Here is a 17611-nt window from a genome sequence, read left to right on the forward strand (position 1 = left end):
AAAGAACGCGAATCATGCTTGCATGAATGAACGTTCTTTTCTTTTTGTTCATATGGCAAGAAGCCACATCGAGATGCATCGCAGCGGAATCGAGATGGGGCTCTGAATAGTTGGAAAACGTCAAAAAAGAGAGAAATATAGGAAAAGTGCACAACACGGCCCCCCTGTATTTCTCTTTTTGCATAAAAACGGATAAATCGAAAAAAATAAAAAAAAACCTTGATTTTTCGCGTGCTTTCTTGTATACTAACAACTGTTGTGACATTGATAGCGTTGAAGCGCGAGGTTGCCGCTGAGAAACAGCGGGTTTTCCGTGGAGCGAATGTCAAGTTAAAGAAACTGGCGACAAGTCACTGTACCCACAATTAAGTCCACCTGTAAGAGTGGAAACGACCGTGTGCAAACATCAGGACACACACGGGTAAGTGTACAGTCACCGCTTGTCGTACTCGTAAAAGTGCGAAAAGGAGGCGACTTTTTTTATGGCAAGTCAAGTAATGAGAATTACACTGAAAGCGTATGATCATCAGTTAGTAGATGCATCTGCACAGAAAATTATCGAAACTGTAAAGAAGAACGGAGCAACGGTGAGCGGACCAGTACCGCTTCCAACGAAGAAAGAGGTAGTAACTATCCTTCGTGCAGTTCATAAGTACAAAGATTCCCGTGAGCAGTTCGAGCAGAGAACCCACAAGAGACTGATTGATATCATCGCACCTACCCAGAAAACAGTGGATGCATTATCAAGACTGGAAATGCCGGCTGGTGTTTACATCGACATCAAGATGAAAAACAAATAAGATCAGCTGCAAAAAGTCCGGGATCAGCCCCCGGCCATCAATTAAGTAAGCAATGGATGATATAGAAGCAACACTCATTCGAAGGAATCAACATCCCTAAGGGTCATAGTGTTCCACTTATATCAACTGTTCGCTAGAATGAACTTCTTTATAATAGGAAGTTCCGCTGTAGATAAAACAGGAGGTAAAAGGAATGAAGAAAGCAATTTTAGCTACAAAAGTCGGAATGACTCAGATCTTCGACGAAAACGGTGTTTTAGTACCGGTAACTGTATTGCAGGCAGGTCCGTGTGTTGTAACACAGGTGAAAACCGCAGACAACGACGGGTACAGTGCAATTCAGGTAGGCTTCGGCGAGAAGAAAGAAAACCGTGTGAACAAACCGATGAAAGGCCAGTTCGCAAAAGCAGGTGTTTCCTGCAAGAGATATCTGAAAGAGTTCAGATTTGAAGATGCCGAAACCTATACATTAGGACAGGAAATCAAGGCCGATATCTTTGGCGCAGGCGACAAAATCGACGCTACTGCAACAAGCAAAGGTAAAGGATTCCAGGGTGCCATCAAGAGACATGGTCAGTCCAGAGGACCTATGGCTCATGGTTCCAAATATCATCGTCACGCAGGTTCCAATGGTGCTTGCTCCGATCCGAGTAAGGTATTCAAAGGAAAAAGAATGCCAGGACAGATGGGTGGAAAGAAAATCACCGTACAGAACCTGGAAATCGTAAAAGTTGACGTAGAGAACAATTTACTGTTAGTCAAAGGTGCTGTACCAGGACCGAAAAAATCCATGGTTACCATCAAAGAGACAGTAAAATGCGGTAAATAAGTTCGTTGAAAGGAGGAACACACGTAATGGCTAACGTATCTGTATTAAATATGGAAGGCAAAGAAGTTGGCAGCATGGAGCTTAATGATGCAGTGTTCGGTGTAGAAATCAACGAGCATCTGGTACATCAGGCTGTAGTGCTTCAGCTTGCAAATAATCGTCAGGGAACTCAGAAAGCTAAAACCCGTTCCGAAGTAAGCGGTGGCGGAAGAAAACCGTGGAGACAGAAAGGAACAGGTCACGCAAGACAGGGTTCAACAAGAGCTCCTCAGTGGACAGGCGGCGGAGTTGTATTCGCTCCAGTACCAAGAGATTACTCTTTCAAAATGAACAAGAAAGAGAAAAGAGCTGCATTAAAATCCGTTCTGACAAGCAAAGTTCAGGAGAACAAATTCATCGTTCTTGATGAGCTGAAACTTGCAGAAGTTAAAACAAAAGAGATGAAGAAAGTGCTTGACAACCTCAAAGTAAACAACGCACTGGTAATCATCGGAGATGATAGCGAAAACGTAGCACTGTCCGCAAGAAACATTGCTGGCGTTCAGACTGCATCTGTTAATACCATCAACGTATTCGACATGCTGAAATACAACACCATCATCGCAACCAAAACAAGTGTTGCATCTATCGAGGAGGTGTACGCATAATGGCAGATATCAGATATTACGACGTAATCCTGAAACCAATCGTAACTGAGAAGAGCATGAACGCTATGGGCGAGAAGAAATACACATTTATGGTTCACCCGGAAGCAAACAAATCTCAGATTAAAGAAGCAGTTGAGAAAATGTTCGAAGGAACAAAAGTAAAAAGCGTAAACACCATGAACATGGACGGAAAGAACAAACGTCGTGGAATGGTAGTTGGAAAAACTGCAAAGAGCAAGAAAGCAATCGTTGCTCTGACCGAGGACAGCAAAGATATCGAAATCTTCGAAGGACTTTAATTAGCAGCTGTTCGAAATATGCACACATAAGTGCGATACGAAATGAAAGGAGAACAAAGTAATGGGAATCAAAAGCTTTAACCCATATACACCTTCCAGAAGACACATGACCTCCTCTGATTTCAACGAAATCACGAAGAGCACACCGGAGAAATCTCTGGTAGTGTCCCTGAAGAAAAACGCTGGTCGTAACAACCAGGGTAAAATCACTGTAAGACACCGCGGAGGCGGAAGCAGAAGAAAATACAGAATCATCGACTTCAAGAGAAGAAAAGATGATGTTCCGGCAATCGTTAAATCGATCGAGTACGATCCGAACAGAACAGCAAACATCGCTCTGATCTGCTATGCAGACGGCGAGAAAGCATACATCCTGGCTCCGGAAGGACTGAAAGTTGGCATGAAGGTTATGAGCGGCGCTGCTGCCGAGGTAAGACCTGGAAACTGCCTGCCGCTGTCCGAGATTCCGGTTGGTACCATGGTTCACAACGTAGAGCTTCATGCAGGCAAAGGCGGACAGCTTGTTCGTGCAGCTGGTAATGGCGCTCAGCTGATGGCTAAAGAAGGCAAATACGCAACCCTTCGTCTTCCGTCCGGAGAGATGAGAATGGTTCCGATCAACTGCCGTGCATCCATCGGTGTTGTTGGAAATGGCGAGCACAGCCTGATCAACATTGGTAAAGCAGGACGGAAACGTAACATGGGTATCCGCCCGACTGTACGTGGTTCTGTCATGAACCCGAATGACCATCCACATGGTGGTGGAGAAGGAAAGACCGGTATCGGACGTCCGGGCCCGTCTACTCCTTGGGGAAAACCGGCTCTTGGCCTGAAGACCAGAGCAAAGAACAAGCAGTCTAACAAGTACATCGTAAGAAGACGCGATGGAAAAGCTTTATCGAAATAAGGAGGTAAACGATGTCTCGTTCATTAAAAAAAGGACCATTTGCAGATGAAAGCCTGTTAAAGAAAGTTGACGCTGCAAACGCTTCAGGAGATAAAACAGTCATTAAAACCTGGTCACGTCGTTCTACAATCTTCCCGTCATTCGTTGGACACACAATCGCTGTTCATGACGGAAGAAAACATGTGCCGGTATACGTTACAGAGGATATGGTTGGACACAAACTCGGTGAGTTCGTAGCAACCAGAACCTACAGAGGTCACGGCAAGGACGAGAAGAAATCCGGCGTCCGCTAAGTAGAATGATTTGAGAGAGGAGGTTTTTTAGCAATGGCTAAAGGACATAGAAGTCAGATTAAAAGAGCAAGAAATGCTAACAAAGATACCAGACCGTCTGCAAAGTTATCCTACGCTAGAATGTCTGCGCAGAAAGCTGGATTTGTTTTAGATGCAATCCGCGGTAAAGACGTAACAACCGCACTTGGTATTGTAACTTATAACCCGAGATATGCCTCCAGCGTAGTGAAAAAACTGCTGGAGTCCGCAATCGCAAACGCTGAGAACAACAACGGTCTTTCCAGAGAAAACCTGTATGTAGCTGAGTGCTTCGCTAACAAGGCTCCGACCATGAAGAGAATTCATCCGAGAGCACAGGGCAGAGCTTACAGAATCCTGAAGAGAAACAGCCACATCACGATTGTGTTAGACGAGAAATAAGGAGGACATGTCATGGGACAGAAAGTTAATCCACACGGCCTGAGAGTCGGTGTTATTAAAGACTGGGATTCCAAATGGTATGCCGAGGGTGATTTCGCAGATAACCTCGTAGAGGACTACAACATCCGCACATACCTGAAGAAGAAACTGTACAGCGCAGGTGTTTCCAAGATCGAAATCGAAAGAGCATCTGACAGAGTAAAAGTTATCATCTACACCGCAAAACCGGGCGTTGTTATCGGTAAAGGCGGAGCAGAGATCGAGAAAGTAAAAGCTGAAGTTCAGAAACTGACTGACAAAAAGCTTATCGTAGATATCAAAGAAGTAAAAAGACCGGACCGCGATGCACAGCTCGTTGCTGAGAACATTGCATTACAGCTGGAAAACCGTATTTCCTTCCGTCGTGCTATGAAGTCTACCATGCAGCGTACGATGAGAGCTGGCGCTAAGGGAATCAAAACATCTGTATCCGGACGTCTTGGTGGAGCTGATATGGCTCGTACCGAGTTCTACAGCGAGGGAACTATTCCGCTGCAGACCCTGCGTGCCGATATCGATTATGGATTCGCTGAAGCAGATACCACTTACGGTAAAGTTGGCGTAAAAGCATGGATCTACAATGGCGAAGTACTTCCAACCAGAACTAAAAAGGAAGGGAGCGAGAATTAATTATGTTAATGCCGAAGAGAGTAAAACGTCGTAAACAGTTCCGTGGTTCCATGAAGGGTAAAGCCCTCAGAGGAAACAAAATTAACTACGGTGAATTTGGTCTCGTAGCCCTTGAGCCATGCTGGATCAAATCCAACCAGATCGAGGCAGCCCGTATCGCCATGACACGTTACATCAAACGTGGTGGTAAAGTTTGGATCAAAATTTTCCCGGACAAACCAGTAACCGCACAGCCGGCTGAAACCCGAATGGGTTCCGGAAAAGGTTCTCTGGAGTACTGGGTAGCAGTAGTAAAACCAGGCCGTGTAATGTTCGAAATCGCAGGTGTTCCGGAAGAAACAGCCCGCGAGGCATTACGTCTTGCCATGCATAAGTTACCATGTAAATGCAAAGTTGTTTCTCGTGCAGACTTAGAAGGCGGTGATAACAGTGAAAACTAACGAATTTGTAAAAGATTTAAATACAAAGAGCGCAGCTGAGCTGAATGACGAATTAGTAGCTGCTAAAAAGGAACTCTTCAATTTAAGATTCCAGAATGCAACCAACCAGCTTGACAATACAAGCCGAATCAAAGAGGTTCGCAAAAATATTGCAAGAATCCAGACTGTTATTGCCCAGAAGGCAAACGCAGCTGAGTAATTAGGAGGAAAATATCGTGGAAGAAAGAAATCTTAGAAAAACTCGCGTGGGCAAAGTTGTCAGCGATAAGATGGATAAGACTATCGTGGTTGCCATCGAAGACCATGTAAAACATCCTCTGTACAAGAAAATTGTAAAAAGCACATATAAGCTGAAAGCACACGATGCAAACAACGAGTGCCATGTAGGTGATACCGTACGAGTTATGGAAACAAGACCTTTATCCAAAGATAAGAGATGGAGACTTGTGGAGATCGTTGAGAAAGCGAAATAAATAAGAGATCAGAATGCTAAAGGAGGAATACCAGCATGATTCAGCAGGAAACTAGACTGAAAGTCGCTGACAACACCGGTGCAAAAGAAATCTTATGCATTCGTGTTATGGGCGGTTCTACAAGAAGATATGCCAACATTGGTGATGTAATCGTTGCTTCAGTCAAAGATGCAACACCAGGCGGCGTTGTTAAAAAAGGTGACGTAGTAAAAGCTGTTGTTGTAAGAAGCGTAAAAGGCGCTCGTCGTAAAGACGGTTCTTACATCAAATTTGATGAGAACGCAGCAGTTATTATCAAAGATGACAAAACTCCAAAAGGAACCCGTATTTTTGGACCAGTAGCCAGAGAGCTTCGTGAGAAACAGTTCATGAAGATTGTTTCCTTAGCTCCGGAAGTATTATAGGAGGACAGCTATGTCAATGAAGATTAAAAAAGGCGATACCGTAAAGGTAATCGCCGGCAAAGATAAAGACAAAACCGGCAAAGTGGTCAGCGTTGACGTAAAGAACAACCGTGTTGTTGTTGAAGGCGTAAACATGATTACAAAGCATGAGAAACCGTCTATGAGCAATCAGCAGGGCGGAATCGTTAACAAAGAAGCTCCTATCGATGCATCCAACGTAATGCTGGTTGTAAAAGGAGTTCCGACCCGCGTTGGAATCAAAGTTGAGATGGTTGAGAAAAACGGCAAAACAAAAGCTGTTAGAACCCGCGTTGCAAAAGCAAAAGAGCTGAACGGCGCAGTAATTGATTAAGGAAGAGAGGAGGCAAAACCGTGAGTAGACTGAAAGATCTTTACAACGAGCAGATCGTTGATGCAATGACCAAAAAATTTGGATACAAAAACGTGATGGAAGTGCCGAAGCTCTCCAAAATCGTAATCAACATGGGTGTTGGTGAAGCTAAGGAGAACGCTAAACTTCTGGACGCTGCAATCAGTGATATGGAAGCTATCACCGGACAGAAAGCAGTTACCACCAAAGCGAAAAATTCCGTAGCAAACTTTAAAATCCGTGAGGGTATGCCGATCGGATGCAAAGTTACCCTTCGTGGCGAGAAAATGTACGAGTTCGCAGACCGCCTGATCAACCTGGCACTGCCTCGTGTACGTGACTTCCGCGGCGTAAATCCGAACGCTTTCGATGGCAGAGGAAACTATGCTCTTGGTATCAAAGAGCAGCTGATTTTCCCAGAGATCGAGTATGATAAAGTTGATAAAGTCAGAGGTATGGACATTATCTTCGTTACCACTGCTAACACAGATGAAGAAGCTCGTGAATTACTGACATTATTCAACATGCCATTCGCAAAGTAATAGGAGGAATTGATTCATGGCTAAAACAGCAATGAAAATCAAACAGCAGCGCAAAGCTAAATTCTCTACAAGAGAATACAATCGTTGCAGAATTTGTGGCCGTCCACACGCATATTTAAGAAAATACGGAATCTGCAGAATCTGCTTCCGTGAATTAGCATACAAAGGCCAGATTCCTGGCGTTAAGAAAGCTAGTTGGTAAAATTTTAGAAGGAGGCAAATTCAAATGAGTATGAGTGATCCGATTGCAGATATGCTTACAAGAATCCGTAACGCTAACACTGCAAAACATGATACAGTAGATGTTCCGGCATCCAAAATGAAAATCGCAATCGCTGATATCCTGGTAAACGAGGGATACATTGCAAAATATGAACTCAGCGATGAGGGTGCATTCCAGAATATGCACATCACCCTGAAATACGGCGCTGACAAAAACGAGAAGATCATCACCGGTCTGAAGAGAATCTCCAAACCGGGTCTGAGAATCTATGTTGGCAAAGATGAGCTGCCGAGAGTACTTGGCGGACTTGGAATCGCTATTCTTTCCACAAACCAGGGTGTTATCACCGATAAAGAAGCTCGCAAGCTGCAGGTTGGCGGCGAGGTTCTGGCATTCGTTTGGTAATCTGAAACGAAACAAAGCAACTGAAAACAGAGAGAGCGTAAGGCTCTCTCCGAAAATCTAAGTTAATAGGAGGAAATTGGTATGTCACGTATTGGAAGACTGCCAGTGGCAATTCCTGCAGGTGTAACAGTAGACATCCAGGAAAACAACCACGTTGTAGTAAAAGGACCAAAAGGAACATTAGAGAGAACTCTCCCGTCTGAAATGACCATCAAACTGGAAGACGGACACGTAGTAGTTACAAGACCGAACGATCTGAAGAAAATGAAAGCTCTTCATGGCCTGACCAGAACTCTGATCCACAACATGGTAATTGGTGTTAGCGAAGGCTATACCAAAACACTGGAAGTAAACGGTGTAGGTTACAGAGCTGCAAAACAGGGCAACAAATTAGTTCTGTCTCTTGGATATTCTCATCCGGTAGAGATGATCGATCCGGAAGGACTCTCCTCCGCTGTAGACGGCAACAAGATCATTGTTTCCGGTATCAGCAAAGAGAAAGTTGGCCAGTATGCCGCTGAAATCAGAGACAAGAGAAGACCTGAGCCATACAAGGGCAAGGGAATCAAGTATGCTGATGAAGTGATCAGACGTAAAGTTGGTAAGACTGGTAAGAAATAATTAAGGAGAGTGTGAACATGATTAGTAAAGTATCAAGAGCGCAGATGCGCCAGAAAAAGCATAGAAGATTACGTAATCATATCGTAGGTACTGCACAGCGTCCGCGTCTGTGTGTATTCCGCAGCAATAACCATATGTATGCTCAGATTATCGACGATACGATTGGAAATACTTTAGTTTCTGCTTCTACTCTTCAGAAAGATGTTAAAGCAGAGCTTGAGAAAACCAACAATGTAGATGCAGCAGCATATCTTGGAACCGTTCTTGGAAAGAAAGCTGTAGAAGCAGGTATTACTGAAGTTGTATTTGACCGTGGCGGATTCATCTACCAGGGAAAAATCCAGGCATTCGCAGACGCAGCTAGAGAAGCTGGGCTGGTATTCTAAGAAAGGAAGGAAAAGAACACATGAAGCATACAATTATTGATGCAAGCCAGTTCGAACTGGAAGAAAAAGTCGTATCAATTAAGCGTGTTACAAAAGTTGTTAAAGGTGGTCGTAACTTCCGTTTCACAGCTTTAGTAGTTGTCGGCGACGGCAATGGACACGTAGGCGCAGGCCTTGGAAAAGCAGCCGAGATTCCGGAAGCTATCCGCAAAGGTAAAGAAGACGCTATGAAGAAACTGGTAAGCGTAGCAATCAATGAGAACGGAAGTATCACTCATGACTACGTAGGTAAATTCGGAAGCGCAGAGGTTCTGTTGAAGAAAGCTCCTGAAGGTACTGGTGTCATCGCTGGTGGCCCAGCCCGTGCCGTAATCGAGTTAGCTGGTATTAAGAACATCCGTACAAAATCCCTTGGATCCAGAAATAAGCAGAACGTAGTTCTGGCTACCATCGCTGGTCTGTCTGAGCTGAAGACTCCAGAAGAAGTAGCAAGACTTCGCGGCAAATCTACAAACGAGATCTTTGCTTAAGGAGGATGTGAAAAATGGCAGATAAATTAAAAGTAACACTGGTGAAATCCCCGATCGGATGTGTTCCGAAACACAGAAGAACCGTGGAAGCACTGGGTCTGAAAAAAGTTAACAAGACGGTAGAACTGCCGGATAACGCAGCAGTTCGCGGCATGGTTAATCAGGTTTCTTACCTGGTTAAAGTAGAAGAAGCATAAGGAGGTACCGTAATGGACTTATCTAATTTACAGCCGGCTGAAGGTTCCAGACAGAACGATAACTTCCGCAGAGGCCGTGGACATGGTTCAGGAAATGGTAAAACAGCAGGTAAAGGCCACAAAGGACAGAAAGCACGTTCCGGAGCACCGAGACCGGGATTTGAAGGTGGTCAGATGCCTTTATACAGACGTCTTCCGAAGAGAGGTTTCAAAAACAGAAACTCCAAGGAAATCGTTGGAATCAATGTAGATGCTCTGAATCGTTATGAGGACGGAGCTGTTGTAACCGTAGAAACTATGATTGAGACTGGTCTTGTTTCCAATCCGAGAGATGGCGTAAAAATCCTTGGAAACGGTGAAGTCACCAAAAAACTCACTGTAAAAGCAAATGCTTTCAGTGAGAGCGCAAAGGCAAAAATTGAAGCGGCAGGTGGAACAGTCGAGGTGATCTAATGTTTAAGACCTTTATCAATGCATTTAAGGTCAAAGATGTTCGTCGCAAAATATTTTATGTGCTTATGATGCTTGTTGTCATCCGGTTAGGCTCTCAGATGCCTGTACCGGGTGTCAATACAAGCTTTTTTGCGAATTATTTTGCAAATAATACGAATGAGGCATTCAGCTTCCTGAATGCATTCACGGGCGGCGGTTTCGACCGTTTCTCCATCTTTGCTCTGAGTATTACACCGTACATTACTTCTTCCATCATTATTCAGCTGCTCACCATTGCAATTCCACGACTTGAGGAAATGCAGCGTGACGGCGAAGAGGGAAGAAAGAAAATGACTGCGATTACTCGTTATGTGACAGTAGGTCTTGCATTGTTTGAGTCTGTTGCCATGGCAGTAGGCTTTGGACGCCAGGGACTCCTCACCACTTTTAACGCAGTTAATGTGATTGTTGTAGTGGCAGCTCTGACAGCCGGTTCTGCCTTCCTTATGTGGGTGGGAGAACAGATCAACGACAAGGGCGTTGGAAATGGTATTTCTATGGTCCTGTTAATCAACATCCTTTCCAGAATCCCGCAGGATATGGTAACCCTTTACGAAACCTTCGTAAAAGGCAAAACCATCGCGCGTGGTCTGCTGATGTGGATTATCATCGCTGTTGTGATCATCGCTGTTGTTGTGCTGGTACTGATCCTGAATGGCGCTGAGAGAAGAATTCCGGTACAGTATTCCAAGAAAATGGCCGGAAGAAAAATGGTTGGCGGACAGTCATCCAATATTCCGCTGAAGGTAAATACAGCGGGCGTTATCCCGATCATCTTTGCATCATCCATCATGTCTTTCCCATCGATTATCCTGTCGTTTGTCGGAAAGTCGGATATCAAAGGTATCGGCGGAGCGCTGATCAAGATGCTGAATTCCAACAACTGGTTTGACAAAACCAATCCAGTTGCTTCGCTGGGCCTGATTCTCTACATTGTCCTTGTTATTTTCTTCGCTTATTTCTATACCTCCATCACCTTCAACCCGATGGAAGTTGCAGATAACATGAAAAAACAGGGCGGCTTTATCCCAGGCATCCGCCCGGGTAAATCCACGGTAGATTATCTGAACAATCTGCTCAGCTATATTATTTTTATCGGTGCAGCAGGTCTTACCATTGTTGCAGTGATTCCATTTTTCTTTAATGGATTTTTCAAAGCGAATGTATCCTTTGGAGGTACTTCTCTGATCATTATTGCCAGCGTAATTCTGGAAACCTTAAAACAGATTGAATCCATGATGCTGGTACGCAATTACAAAGGATTCTTAAACGATTAAGGCATAAGAGGGACTGTCTGGATAAGACAGGCCCTTTCTTTTGTTTAAAGCGCTTTTAAAGAGGCTTTAACAGAGAAAATTTTTGCTATTGTGGTTTACTTTATGGTATAATAGGGTAAATTACACGCAGCGGATTGCTGCAAATTCAAACATGGGAGGAAAAGCGCATGAAAATTATTATGTTGGGGGCACCTGGTGCCGGAAAAGGTACGCAGGCAAAACAGATCGCTGCAAAATATGAGATTCCTCATATTTCAACCGGCGATATCTTCCGCGCAAATATCAAAGAGGGAACCGAGCTTGGAAAGAAAGCGAAAGCATTCATGGACAAGGGAGAACTCGTTCCGGACGAGCTGACCTGCGATCTTGTTGTAGACCGTATTTCCAAACCGGACGCAGCAAAGGGCTACGTGCTGGATGGCTTCCCAAGAACGATTCCGCAGGCAGAGGCACTGACCAAAGCCCTGGAAGCACGCGGAGAGAAAATTGACTACGCAATCAATGTAGAAGTACCGGATGAAAATATCGTTCACCGTATGGGCGGACGCCGTGCCTGCATCGGATGCGGAGCAACGTATCATGTAGAATTTAACGCACCAAAGGTAGAAGATGTATGCGATACCTGCGGCGGCGAGCTGGTTCTTCGTGATGACGATAAACCTGAGACCGTACAGAAGAGACTGTCTGTATACCATGCTCAGACACAGCCTCTGATTGACTACTATAAGAAAGCCAATGTTCTGGTGGAAGTTGACGGAACCCAGGATATCAACGTGGTATTTCAGGATATAGTAAAGATTTTAGGAGCGTAAAGGATGTCCATATCAATTAAAACTGCCCGGGAAATTGAAAAAATGCGCCGTGCCGGTGAACTGCTGGAGAAGGTACACGATGAATTAGGCCGCGCCATCCATCCGGGAATGTCAACCTGGGAAATCAACAAGCTCGGAGAAGAGATGATCCGCAGCTTCGGATGCACTCCCAACTTTTTAAACTATAATGGGTATCCGGCTTCGATCTGCGTTTCTGTGAACGAAGAAGTGGTTCACGGAATCCCAAGTAAAAAACGGATTCTGAAAGAGGGCGACATTGTCAGCCTGGATGCGGGACTTATCTATGAAGGATACCATTCCGACGCAGCCCGCACACACGCGGTCGGTGAGATCTCGCCGGAGGCAAGAAAACTGGTGGAAGTAACACGCCAGGCCTTTTTTGAAGGAATCAAATACGCAAAAGCAGGCCATCATCTTCATGAGATTTCGGCGGCGATCGGTGCATACGCAGAGAGCTTCGGCTACGGCGTTGTCCGCGACCTGGTAGGCCACGGCATCGGAACGCACCTGCACGAAGATCCGGCAGTGCCGAACTTCGCACAGCCAAGCCGCGGCGTCCGTCTGCAGCCTGGCATGACGCTCGCCATCGAGCCGATGATCACAGCCGGAGGCTATGCAGTCAGATGGCTGGATGATGACTGGACCGTTGTGACAGAAGACGGCTCTCTTGCCGCACATTATGAGAACACGATTCTGATTACGGAGGGAGAACCGGAAATTCTGACACTTTCGCATACGGAGGAGGATTTATGAAACCGATTGTGAAAGGAATGTTTGCCAGAAGCCTGGCCGGCCACGATAAAGGAAAGCTGTATGTGATTTCGGATGTACAGGAGCCATACGTATTCCTGGTGGACGGAAAAATCCGTACCGCCAACCGGCCGAAAAAGAAGAAGCTGATTCACGTACAGCCGGATTACGAAATGACGGATGCGGTTCGTGATGAAGATATCCGTAAGGCATTAAAAGAAAAAAGTTGCAAAGAGTTGAAGGAGGATTAATCAATGTCTAAGGCAGATGTAATTGAGGTAGAGGGAACTGTCCTCGAGAAATTACCAAACGCAATGTTTAAAGTAGAACTGGAAAATAAACACGTTGTACTGGCTCATATCAGCGGAAAGCTGCGTATGAACTTTATCCGTATTCTTCCGGGAGACAAAGTAACCATCGAGCTGTCCCCATACGATCTGGACAAGGGACGTATTATCTGGAGAGATAAATAAGAAATACGATAAAAAAAGCCATCCGGCATGCCGGATGGCTTTTTCTCTGTATGTGTTTCTCTGTATTCATCCCCAATAACAGTAACCGTTCTACAGAACAAAGATTTCGATCACCGGCCTTCAGATTTCTGACAGCCACAAAGCAAGCACCAGTCTGCAAACCCTGCAGCATCCGCGGCGGCGGGCATCTGAATTTCTTTTCAGTCCCTTTTGAAACCTTCCAGATGTATTATGCAATATTTTAATAGAAAAAGCAATGAAAAAAGTATAAAATTTTATGAAAACTTTTTGTAAAAACCAGGAGAATTTGTGCACTTTTGAAACAAAATTTTTAAACCGTCAGAAGAAAAAAGAAAAAGTGAAAAGACAGGAGAAAAGAGCGGCCGGAAAACCGTGAAAATGACAGATGAGGGCTCGAAAGCGACAGAAGAATATATGTTCGTGAATTCTGTGTGAAGTTGAAATATTTGGTTGAATTCTCAAAATAATGTGATACAATGCAATAGAGAAACTTTACGGGGAAATTTTACCGGGAAGGGTCTCCTGGGCGGTGTGGTAAAATCCATGCACCGGCAGAAATCAGGGAAACATTTTATGAAACAGCAGGCTGCAGTCTGAAAAATAATTCGGATCTGCAGCAATGGCATCGCTGCTCCTTACAGATAACAGGAAAGGAAAATGTGCAATGACAAAAATGGGAAAGAAAAAGAAAAAAGGCCTTGTTGCAGCACTCTGCGTAATTGCAGTGATTGTTTTACTTGCCGCTGCATATGGAATCTTCTGTCTGATCATCGAGGATGACAAAATCTGGGCAGATGCTTCTGTTAACGGAGTAAACATTCAGGGAATGAGCAAAAAAGAAGCTGCACAGACAGTGGAACAGAAGTTTGAAGAAGATTATAAAGATACAGCTGTTACCGTTGAGCTGGATGGTCAGCAGTATACGATGAACGTATTTCCAATGCTGGGGATGGATGCTTCCGCAGAAATTGAAAAAGCATATGAAAAAGGCCATGGAAATCTTCTGGTTCGCGGTCTGGAGTGGGTCGAGATGAAACGGGGAAAGGCAGAGAAACTTTCCTATGATGTGCAGCCGACTGTGGCCCATCCAGATGAGGTGGAAGGAATTGTACAGGCATCCGGCATTCAGGATTACAACTCCATGCAGGATACTACATATGAAGTAACAGATACCGGCCTGATCGTGCATAAAGCATTGCCGGAACCAGACCGGATGTGGATGCCTTAAAACAGCAGATCCAGACGAATGTGACAGCAATGAATTTCCAGGATGTAATTTCCTGCCCGACGGCAGAAAATCAGCTGACGGAGCCGGATTTTGCCGGAATTGCAAGCCAGATTTATACCGAGCCGGTCAATGCGACGCTGGATCCGGACAACGGATATTCCGTTGTGGCATCGAAAAACGGAACCTCAATGGATGCGGACAGTGCGAAAGCCGAGTATGAGAGTGCAGAAGAAAATACGGATATCACGATTCCGTTTACCTTTACCGAGCCGGAGATTACAACCGAGAAGATGAACGCAAATCTGTTTAAAGACACGCTTGGAAGTTACAGCTCCAGCGCAGCAGGTGGAACGAGCGGAAGAATTCACAACGTCGGACTTACGGCATCTATCTGCAACGGACAGATCGTTCTGCCGGGAGAAACCTTCTCTTTTAATGGTGTCGTAGGTGATACAACGGCAGAAAAAGGATACCAGGAGGCAGCAGGCTATCAGGATGGCAAAGTCGTCCAGGTACTTGGAGGAGGCGAATGCCAGGTGTCCTCCACACTGTTTTCCGCTATTTTGTATACAGACCTTGATGTGTTGGAAAGAGCCAACCATTCGATGCCGGTACATTATGTGCCGTCAGGAATGGATGCAACCGTATTCTGGGATTCACCGGATTTCAAATTTGAAAATAATCATAAGTATCCGGTGAAAATTGTGATGAATATGGACAGCAGTGATACACTGACCGTAAAAATTCTCGGAACAAAAGAAAACGACTATACCATTGAGCCAAGGGTAGAGCAGATCGATGAGATGAGTAATGTAACGTATCGTGATTATAAAGATGCAAGCGGAAATGTAGTAAAATCAGAATCCGTATGCGCAAGCAAATACAAACCGCTGAACTCAGGATCATGATGCAAAAAAGATGTTACCTGTAAAAAACAGGCGAGATAGAGAAGAGAAATCTGTCCCGCCTGTTTTTTTCTTACCGGTGGGAGAGATGAAAAAATGCACAGAAAAAGAGCAAAAAAAAATGAAAAAATATGTAAAAAATTTCTTGCATTTCCGGGAACAAAATGCTATACTATAAAACGAACTTTTGCGCGTGGACTTTTTTCTAACCCACAAAAAGAAAACGCATTCCAAAAGTTTACAACAGAAAATTCCCCTACACGGGGCGCTAAGGAGCAAAGAAAGGAGGATTCATCATGAAGGTTAGATCTTCTGTAAAACCGATCTGCGAGAAATGCAAAGTTATCAAAAGAAAAGGTAGCATCAGAATCATTTGTGAGAATCCAAAGCACAAACAGCGCCAGGGCTAATCCGTCATTAGGCTTGATCGTAATTGTGCAGATTTTAAGTGCGGCTGCAGCGAGGACGCGCGTGAATGCGTTGTTCTGCTGTTAATATTATAAAGTGAGACACCTGGCAAGTTGCAGCCAGGACACCTCCGGCGGGTGGACGCGCGGAGCGCAGACATCCCTTATAATATTGCTTAATACTCCGATCTGTCAGGTGGCAGAAGGAGAAAGGTCGTGCGAACACGGCTGGATACACGCATACCTGTATCCCAATTAGGAAAATATTAATGTTTTAGAAAAATGGAGGACAAAGTACATGGCTCGTATAGCTGGTGTAGACTTACCAAGAGACAAACGTGTTGAGATTGGTCTGACCTATATCTACGGAATCGGTAGAACAAGTGCAGATCGTATCTTAAAAGAAGCTGGAGTAAATCCGGACACACGCTGCAGAGATTTGACAGACGATGAAGTAAAGAGACTCAGCGCAGTTATCGATGAGAGTCAGGTTGTAGAAGGAGATCTTCGTAGAGAAATCGCTATGAACATCAAACGTCTGCAGGAGATCGGATGCTACAGAGGTATCCGTCATCGTAAAGGCCTTCCGGTTCGTGGTCAGAAAACAAAGACCAACGCAAGAACCCGCAAAGGTCCTAAGAGAACTGTTGCAAATAAGAAGAAATAATTTAACCAGTAGTCCAATATAAGATTAAGAAAGTGTAGGTTAGTTTTAAAATGGCAAAAGTGACAAAGAAAACGACAAAACGTCGTGTCAGAAAAAACGTTGAACACGGACAGGCACATATCCAGTCTTCCTTCAATAATACAATCGTAACACTGACTGATGCAGAAGGAAATGCTCTTTCTTGGGCAAGTGCCGGCGGTCTGGGATTTAGAGGTTCAAGAAAATCTACTCCATACGCAGCTCAGATGGCTGCAGAAACTGCTACCAAAGCAGCGCTGGTTCATGGTTTAAAGACTGTTGACGTTATGGTAAAAGGACCAGGATCAGGTCGTGAAGCTGCAATCCGTGCCCTTCAGGCATGCGGTCTTGAAGTTACAAGCATCCGCGACGTAACACCGGTTCCGCACAACGGATGCCGCCCACCAAAACGTAGAAGAGTCTGATTAGGAGGTTAAGAACATGGCAGTAAATAGAGTACCAGTCCTGAAAAGATGCAGATCCCTCGGAATGGATCCTGTATATCTTGGAATTGATAAGAAGTCCACAAGACAGCTGAAAAGAGCAAACAGAAAAATGTCTGAGTATGGTCTTCAGTTAAGAGAAAAACAGAAAGCAAAATTCATCTACGGCGTTCTGGAGAAACCTTTTGTTAACTATTACAAAAAGGCTGACAGAATGGAAGGACAGACTGGTGAGAACCTGATGATCCTTCTTGAACTCCGTCTGGACAACGTTCTGTTCCGTATGGGAATGGCTAGAACCAGAAAAGAAGCACGTCAGATCGTTGACCACAAACACGTTCTGGTTAACGGCAAACAGGTAAATATCCCGTCTTACCTTGTAAGCGCTGGTGATACCATCGAAATCAAAGAGGGTAAAAAATCCTCTCAGAGATATAAAGACATCGTAGAGGTTACAGGCGGCCGTCTGACTCCGGAATGGATCGAGGCTGATCTTGAGGCACTCAAAGGTGTTGTAAAAGAGCGTCCTACCCGCGAAATGATCGATGTTCCGGTTGACGAAGTGCAGATCGTCGAGCTGTATTCTAAATAAAGAATCGCCATACGCGGAAGGCTTTATTCCCATGAGTAATGAGCCAACCA

The 17611-nt window shown here is 44.7% G+C and carries 33 protein-coding genes; all 33 read left to right on the plus strand.

What is annotated here, in order from left to right:
* Window positions 1–482 precede the first annotated feature (482 nt).
* The 33 genes from rpsJ to rpsD all read left to right on the plus strand — a co-directional run bounded on the left by rpsJ (window position 483) and on the right by rpsD (window position 17561).
* Complete coding sequence (gene rpsJ, locus DXA93_RS12795; RefSeq protein ID WP_117510469.1) at window positions 483–800, plus strand: 30S ribosomal protein S10; 318 nt, start codon at window positions 483–485, stop codon at window positions 798–800.
* Between the two features lie 193 nt (window positions 801–993).
* On the plus strand, window positions 994–1629 hold the full coding sequence (rplC, locus tag DXA93_RS12800) for a 50S ribosomal protein L3 (RefSeq protein ID WP_022461666.1): 636 nt from the start codon (window positions 994–996) through the stop codon (window positions 1627–1629).
* Window positions 1630–1655: 26 nt separating this feature from the next.
* Window positions 1656–2276, plus strand: a complete 621-nt coding sequence (gene rplD / locus DXA93_RS12805; protein WP_055220759.1) for a 50S ribosomal protein L4 — start codon at window positions 1656–1658, stop codon at window positions 2274–2276.
* Window positions 2276–2575 carry a 50S ribosomal protein L23 gene (gene rplW / locus DXA93_RS12810; RefSeq protein WP_022461664.1) on the plus strand — a complete coding sequence of 100 codons (300 nt, stop codon included), beginning with the start codon at window positions 2276–2278 and terminating at the stop codon, window positions 2573–2575. Before rplD ends, rplW begins: the two co-directional genes overlap by 1 nt.
* A gap of 61 nt (window positions 2576–2636) precedes the next feature.
* On the plus strand, window positions 2637–3482 hold the full coding sequence (gene rplB, locus DXA93_RS12815) for a 50S ribosomal protein L2 (protein WP_055266980.1): 846 nt from the start codon (window positions 2637–2639) through the stop codon (window positions 3480–3482).
* Between the two features lie 11 nt (window positions 3483–3493).
* Window positions 3494–3775 (plus strand): 30S ribosomal protein S19, encoded by a 282-nt coding sequence (gene rpsS, locus DXA93_RS12820; RefSeq protein ID WP_022461662.1) that lies wholly within the window; start codon window positions 3494–3496, stop codon window positions 3773–3775.
* 33 nt (window positions 3776–3808) lie between these two features.
* On the plus strand, window positions 3809–4195 hold the full coding sequence (rplV, locus tag DXA93_RS12825) for a 50S ribosomal protein L22 (protein WP_022461661.1): 387 nt from the start codon (window positions 3809–3811) through the stop codon (window positions 4193–4195).
* Window positions 4196–4207: 12 nt separating this feature from the next.
* Window positions 4208–4864 carry a 30S ribosomal protein S3 gene (gene rpsC, locus DXA93_RS12830; RefSeq protein WP_022461660.1) on the plus strand — a complete coding sequence of 219 codons (657 nt, stop codon included), beginning with the start codon at window positions 4208–4210 and terminating at the stop codon, window positions 4862–4864.
* Between the two features lie 2 nt (window positions 4865–4866).
* The gene (rplP, locus tag DXA93_RS12835; protein WP_022461659.1) at window positions 4867–5304 is read left to right on the plus strand and encodes a 50S ribosomal protein L16; all 438 of its coding nucleotides are present in this window, start codon (window positions 4867–4869) and stop codon (window positions 5302–5304) included.
* Window positions 5294–5503 carry a 50S ribosomal protein L29 gene (rpmC, locus tag DXA93_RS12840; protein ID WP_022461658.1) on the plus strand — a complete coding sequence of 70 codons (210 nt, stop codon included), beginning with the start codon at window positions 5294–5296 and terminating at the stop codon, window positions 5501–5503. Before rplP ends, rpmC begins: the two co-directional genes overlap by 11 nt.
* A gap of 16 nt (window positions 5504–5519) precedes the next feature.
* The gene (gene rpsQ, locus DXA93_RS12845; RefSeq protein WP_022461657.1) at window positions 5520–5777 is read left to right on the plus strand and encodes a 30S ribosomal protein S17; all 258 of its coding nucleotides are present in this window, start codon (window positions 5520–5522) and stop codon (window positions 5775–5777) included.
* A gap of 35 nt (window positions 5778–5812) precedes the next feature.
* A complete protein-coding gene (rplN, locus tag DXA93_RS12850) occupies window positions 5813–6181 on the plus strand; it encodes a 50S ribosomal protein L14 (RefSeq protein WP_022461656.1) in 369 nt (122 codons plus the stop codon).
* 10 nt (window positions 6182–6191) lie between these two features.
* Entirely contained in the window at window positions 6192–6533 is a 342-nt protein-coding gene (gene rplX, locus DXA93_RS12855; protein WP_022461655.1) for a 50S ribosomal protein L24, read from the plus strand.
* Window positions 6534–6553: 20 nt separating this feature from the next.
* Window positions 6554–7093, plus strand: a complete 540-nt coding sequence (gene rplE / locus DXA93_RS12860; RefSeq protein WP_022461654.1) for a 50S ribosomal protein L5 — start codon at window positions 6554–6556, stop codon at window positions 7091–7093.
* Between the two features lie 16 nt (window positions 7094–7109).
* Window positions 7110–7295: a type Z 30S ribosomal protein S14 gene (locus DXA93_RS12865; protein ID WP_022461653.1), complete on the plus strand. Its 186-nt coding sequence runs from the start codon at window positions 7110–7112 to the stop codon at window positions 7293–7295.
* A gap of 24 nt (window positions 7296–7319) precedes the next feature.
* Window positions 7320–7721 carry a 30S ribosomal protein S8 gene (gene rpsH, locus DXA93_RS12870; RefSeq protein WP_022461652.1) on the plus strand — a complete coding sequence of 134 codons (402 nt, stop codon included), beginning with the start codon at window positions 7320–7322 and terminating at the stop codon, window positions 7719–7721.
* A gap of 81 nt (window positions 7722–7802) precedes the next feature.
* Window positions 7803–8342: a 50S ribosomal protein L6 gene (gene rplF, locus DXA93_RS12875; protein WP_022461651.1), complete on the plus strand. Its 540-nt coding sequence runs from the start codon at window positions 7803–7805 to the stop codon at window positions 8340–8342.
* 17 nt (window positions 8343–8359) lie between these two features.
* Complete coding sequence (gene rplR / locus DXA93_RS12880) at window positions 8360–8728, plus strand: 50S ribosomal protein L18 (protein WP_022461650.1); 369 nt, start codon at window positions 8360–8362, stop codon at window positions 8726–8728.
* Between the two features lie 20 nt (window positions 8729–8748).
* Window positions 8749–9258, plus strand: coding sequence for a 30S ribosomal protein S5 (gene rpsE, locus DXA93_RS12885; RefSeq protein ID WP_022461649.1), 510 nt, complete (start codon window positions 8749–8751; stop codon window positions 9256–9258).
* Between the two features lie 14 nt (window positions 9259–9272).
* Window positions 9273–9455, plus strand: a complete 183-nt coding sequence (rpmD, locus tag DXA93_RS12890) for a 50S ribosomal protein L30 (RefSeq protein ID WP_022461648.1) — start codon at window positions 9273–9275, stop codon at window positions 9453–9455.
* Window positions 9456–9467: 12 nt separating this feature from the next.
* A complete protein-coding gene (gene rplO, locus DXA93_RS12895) occupies window positions 9468–9908 on the plus strand; it encodes a 50S ribosomal protein L15 (protein ID WP_022461647.1) in 441 nt (146 codons plus the stop codon).
* Window positions 9908–11224: a preprotein translocase subunit SecY gene (gene secY / locus DXA93_RS12900; protein ID WP_118750449.1), complete on the plus strand. Its 1317-nt coding sequence runs from the start codon at window positions 9908–9910 to the stop codon at window positions 11222–11224. The genes rplO and secY overlap by 1 nt, the downstream gene beginning before the upstream one ends.
* 167 nt (window positions 11225–11391) lie before the next feature.
* On the plus strand, window positions 11392–12036 hold the full coding sequence (locus tag DXA93_RS12905; RefSeq protein ID WP_022461645.1) for an adenylate kinase: 645 nt from the start codon (window positions 11392–11394) through the stop codon (window positions 12034–12036).
* Window positions 12037–12039: 3 nt separating this feature from the next.
* A complete protein-coding gene (map, locus tag DXA93_RS12910; RefSeq protein WP_022461644.1) occupies window positions 12040–12810 on the plus strand; it encodes a type I methionyl aminopeptidase in 771 nt (256 codons plus the stop codon).
* Window positions 12807–13058 (plus strand): KOW domain-containing RNA-binding protein, encoded by a 252-nt coding sequence (locus tag DXA93_RS12915; protein WP_022461643.1) that lies wholly within the window; start codon window positions 12807–12809, stop codon window positions 13056–13058. The genes map and DXA93_RS12915 overlap by 4 nt, the downstream gene beginning before the upstream one ends.
* Before the next feature lie 3 nt (window positions 13059–13061).
* Window positions 13062–13280, plus strand: a complete 219-nt coding sequence (gene infA, locus DXA93_RS12920) for a translation initiation factor IF-1 (protein ID WP_022461642.1) — start codon at window positions 13062–13064, stop codon at window positions 13278–13280.
* 685 nt (window positions 13281–13965) lie between these two features.
* Window positions 13966–14529 (plus strand): hypothetical protein, encoded by a 564-nt coding sequence (locus DXA93_RS12925; RefSeq protein ID WP_147399555.1) that lies wholly within the window; start codon window positions 13966–13968, stop codon window positions 14527–14529.
* On the plus strand, window positions 14517–15437 hold the full coding sequence (locus tag DXA93_RS12930) for a VanW family protein (RefSeq protein WP_119208531.1): 921 nt from the start codon (window positions 14517–14519) through the stop codon (window positions 15435–15437). Before DXA93_RS12925 ends, DXA93_RS12930 begins: the two co-directional genes overlap by 13 nt.
* Window positions 15438–15530: 93 nt before the next feature.
* Window positions 15531–15734, plus strand: a complete 204-nt coding sequence (locus tag DXA93_RS12935) for a hypothetical protein (RefSeq protein WP_055220743.1) — start codon at window positions 15531–15533, stop codon at window positions 15732–15734.
* The gene (gene rpmJ, locus DXA93_RS12940) at window positions 15731–15844 is read left to right on the plus strand and encodes a 50S ribosomal protein L36 (protein ID WP_003022746.1); all 114 of its coding nucleotides are present in this window, start codon (window positions 15731–15733) and stop codon (window positions 15842–15844) included. The genes DXA93_RS12935 and rpmJ overlap by 4 nt, the downstream gene beginning before the upstream one ends.
* Before the next feature lie 295 nt (window positions 15845–16139).
* Entirely contained in the window at window positions 16140–16508 is a 369-nt protein-coding gene (rpsM, locus tag DXA93_RS12945) for a 30S ribosomal protein S13 (RefSeq protein ID WP_022461573.1), read from the plus strand.
* 50 nt (window positions 16509–16558) lie between these two features.
* Window positions 16559–16951 carry a 30S ribosomal protein S11 gene (rpsK, locus tag DXA93_RS12950; RefSeq protein ID WP_022461574.1) on the plus strand — a complete coding sequence of 131 codons (393 nt, stop codon included), beginning with the start codon at window positions 16559–16561 and terminating at the stop codon, window positions 16949–16951.
* A 16-nt stretch (window positions 16952–16967) separates the two neighbouring features.
* Window positions 16968–17561 carry a 30S ribosomal protein S4 gene (gene rpsD, locus DXA93_RS12955; RefSeq protein ID WP_022461575.1) on the plus strand — a complete coding sequence of 198 codons (594 nt, stop codon included), beginning with the start codon at window positions 16968–16970 and terminating at the stop codon, window positions 17559–17561.
* Window positions 17562–17611 lie beyond the last annotated feature (50 nt).

This window comes from Blautia sp. OF09-25XD (genome assembly GCF_003482095.1).
GTDB lineage: Bacteria > Bacillota > Clostridia > Lachnospirales > Lachnospiraceae > Fusicatenibacter > Fusicatenibacter saccharivorans.

What these genes read in the sequence shown, in the direction of transcription:
- rplB (WP_055266980.1), top strand. Translation starts at nt 2,637, where the DNA reads ATGGGAATCAAAAGCTTTAACCCATATACACCTTCCAGAAGACACATG.
- rpsS (WP_022461662.1), top strand. Translation starts at nt 3,494, where the DNA reads ATGTCTCGTTCATTAAAAAAAGGACCATTTGCAGATGAAAGCCTGTTA.
- rplC (WP_022461666.1), top strand. Translation starts at nt 994, where the DNA reads ATGAAGAAAGCAATTTTAGCTACAAAAGTCGGAATGACTCAGATCTTC.
- rplO (WP_022461647.1), top strand. Translation starts at nt 9,468, where the DNA reads ATGGACTTATCTAATTTACAGCCGGCTGAAGGTTCCAGACAGAACGAT.
- rplV (WP_022461661.1), top strand. Translation starts at nt 3,809, where the DNA reads ATGGCTAAAGGACATAGAAGTCAGATTAAAAGAGCAAGAAATGCTAAC.
- rpsM (WP_022461573.1), top strand. Translation starts at nt 16,140, where the DNA reads ATGGCTCGTATAGCTGGTGTAGACTTACCAAGAGACAAACGTGTTGAG.
- rplR (WP_022461650.1), top strand. Translation starts at nt 8,360, where the DNA reads ATGATTAGTAAAGTATCAAGAGCGCAGATGCGCCAGAAAAAGCATAGA.
- DXA93_RS12865 (WP_022461653.1), top strand. Translation starts at nt 7,110, where the DNA reads ATGGCTAAAACAGCAATGAAAATCAAACAGCAGCGCAAAGCTAAATTC.
- infA (WP_022461642.1), top strand. Translation starts at nt 13,062, where the DNA reads ATGTCTAAGGCAGATGTAATTGAGGTAGAGGGAACTGTCCTCGAGAAA.
- rpsE (WP_022461649.1), top strand. Translation starts at nt 8,749, where the DNA reads ATGAAGCATACAATTATTGATGCAAGCCAGTTCGAACTGGAAGAAAAA.
- rpmD (WP_022461648.1), top strand. Translation starts at nt 9,273, where the DNA reads ATGGCAGATAAATTAAAAGTAACACTGGTGAAATCCCCGATCGGATGT.
- DXA93_RS12915 (WP_022461643.1), top strand. Translation starts at nt 12,807, where the DNA reads ATGAAACCGATTGTGAAAGGAATGTTTGCCAGAAGCCTGGCCGGCCAC.
- rpsC (WP_022461660.1), top strand. Translation starts at nt 4,208, where the DNA reads ATGGGACAGAAAGTTAATCCACACGGCCTGAGAGTCGGTGTTATTAAA.
- rpsD (WP_022461575.1), top strand. Translation starts at nt 16,968, where the DNA reads ATGGCAGTAAATAGAGTACCAGTCCTGAAAAGATGCAGATCCCTCGGA.
- DXA93_RS12925 (WP_147399555.1), top strand. Translation starts at nt 13,966, where the DNA reads ATGACAAAAATGGGAAAGAAAAAGAAAAAAGGCCTTGTTGCAGCACTC.
- rplD (WP_055220759.1), top strand. Translation starts at nt 1,656, where the DNA reads ATGGCTAACGTATCTGTATTAAATATGGAAGGCAAAGAAGTTGGCAGC.
- rplX (WP_022461655.1), top strand. Translation starts at nt 6,192, where the DNA reads ATGTCAATGAAGATTAAAAAAGGCGATACCGTAAAGGTAATCGCCGGC.
- rpmJ (WP_003022746.1), top strand. Translation starts at nt 15,731, where the DNA reads ATGAAGGTTAGATCTTCTGTAAAACCGATCTGCGAGAAATGCAAAGTT.
- DXA93_RS12935 (WP_055220743.1), top strand. Translation starts at nt 15,531, where the DNA reads ATGCACAGAAAAAGAGCAAAAAAAAATGAAAAAATATGTAAAAAATTT.
- DXA93_RS12905 (WP_022461645.1), top strand. Translation starts at nt 11,392, where the DNA reads ATGAAAATTATTATGTTGGGGGCACCTGGTGCCGGAAAAGGTACGCAG.
- rpsJ (WP_117510469.1), top strand. Translation starts at nt 483, where the DNA reads ATGGCAAGTCAAGTAATGAGAATTACACTGAAAGCGTATGATCATCAG.
- rplN (WP_022461656.1), top strand. Translation starts at nt 5,813, where the DNA reads ATGATTCAGCAGGAAACTAGACTGAAAGTCGCTGACAACACCGGTGCA.
- map (WP_022461644.1), top strand. Translation starts at nt 12,040, where the DNA reads ATGTCCATATCAATTAAAACTGCCCGGGAAATTGAAAAAATGCGCCGT.
- rplP (WP_022461659.1), top strand. Translation starts at nt 4,867, where the DNA reads ATGTTAATGCCGAAGAGAGTAAAACGTCGTAAACAGTTCCGTGGTTCC.
- rpsK (WP_022461574.1), top strand. Translation starts at nt 16,559, where the DNA reads ATGGCAAAAGTGACAAAGAAAACGACAAAACGTCGTGTCAGAAAAAAC.
- rpsH (WP_022461652.1), top strand. Translation starts at nt 7,320, where the DNA reads ATGAGTATGAGTGATCCGATTGCAGATATGCTTACAAGAATCCGTAAC.
- secY (WP_118750449.1), top strand. Translation starts at nt 9,908, where the DNA reads ATGTTTAAGACCTTTATCAATGCATTTAAGGTCAAAGATGTTCGTCGC.
- rplW (WP_022461664.1), top strand. Translation starts at nt 2,276, where the DNA reads ATGGCAGATATCAGATATTACGACGTAATCCTGAAACCAATCGTAACT.
- rplF (WP_022461651.1), top strand. Translation starts at nt 7,803, where the DNA reads ATGTCACGTATTGGAAGACTGCCAGTGGCAATTCCTGCAGGTGTAACA.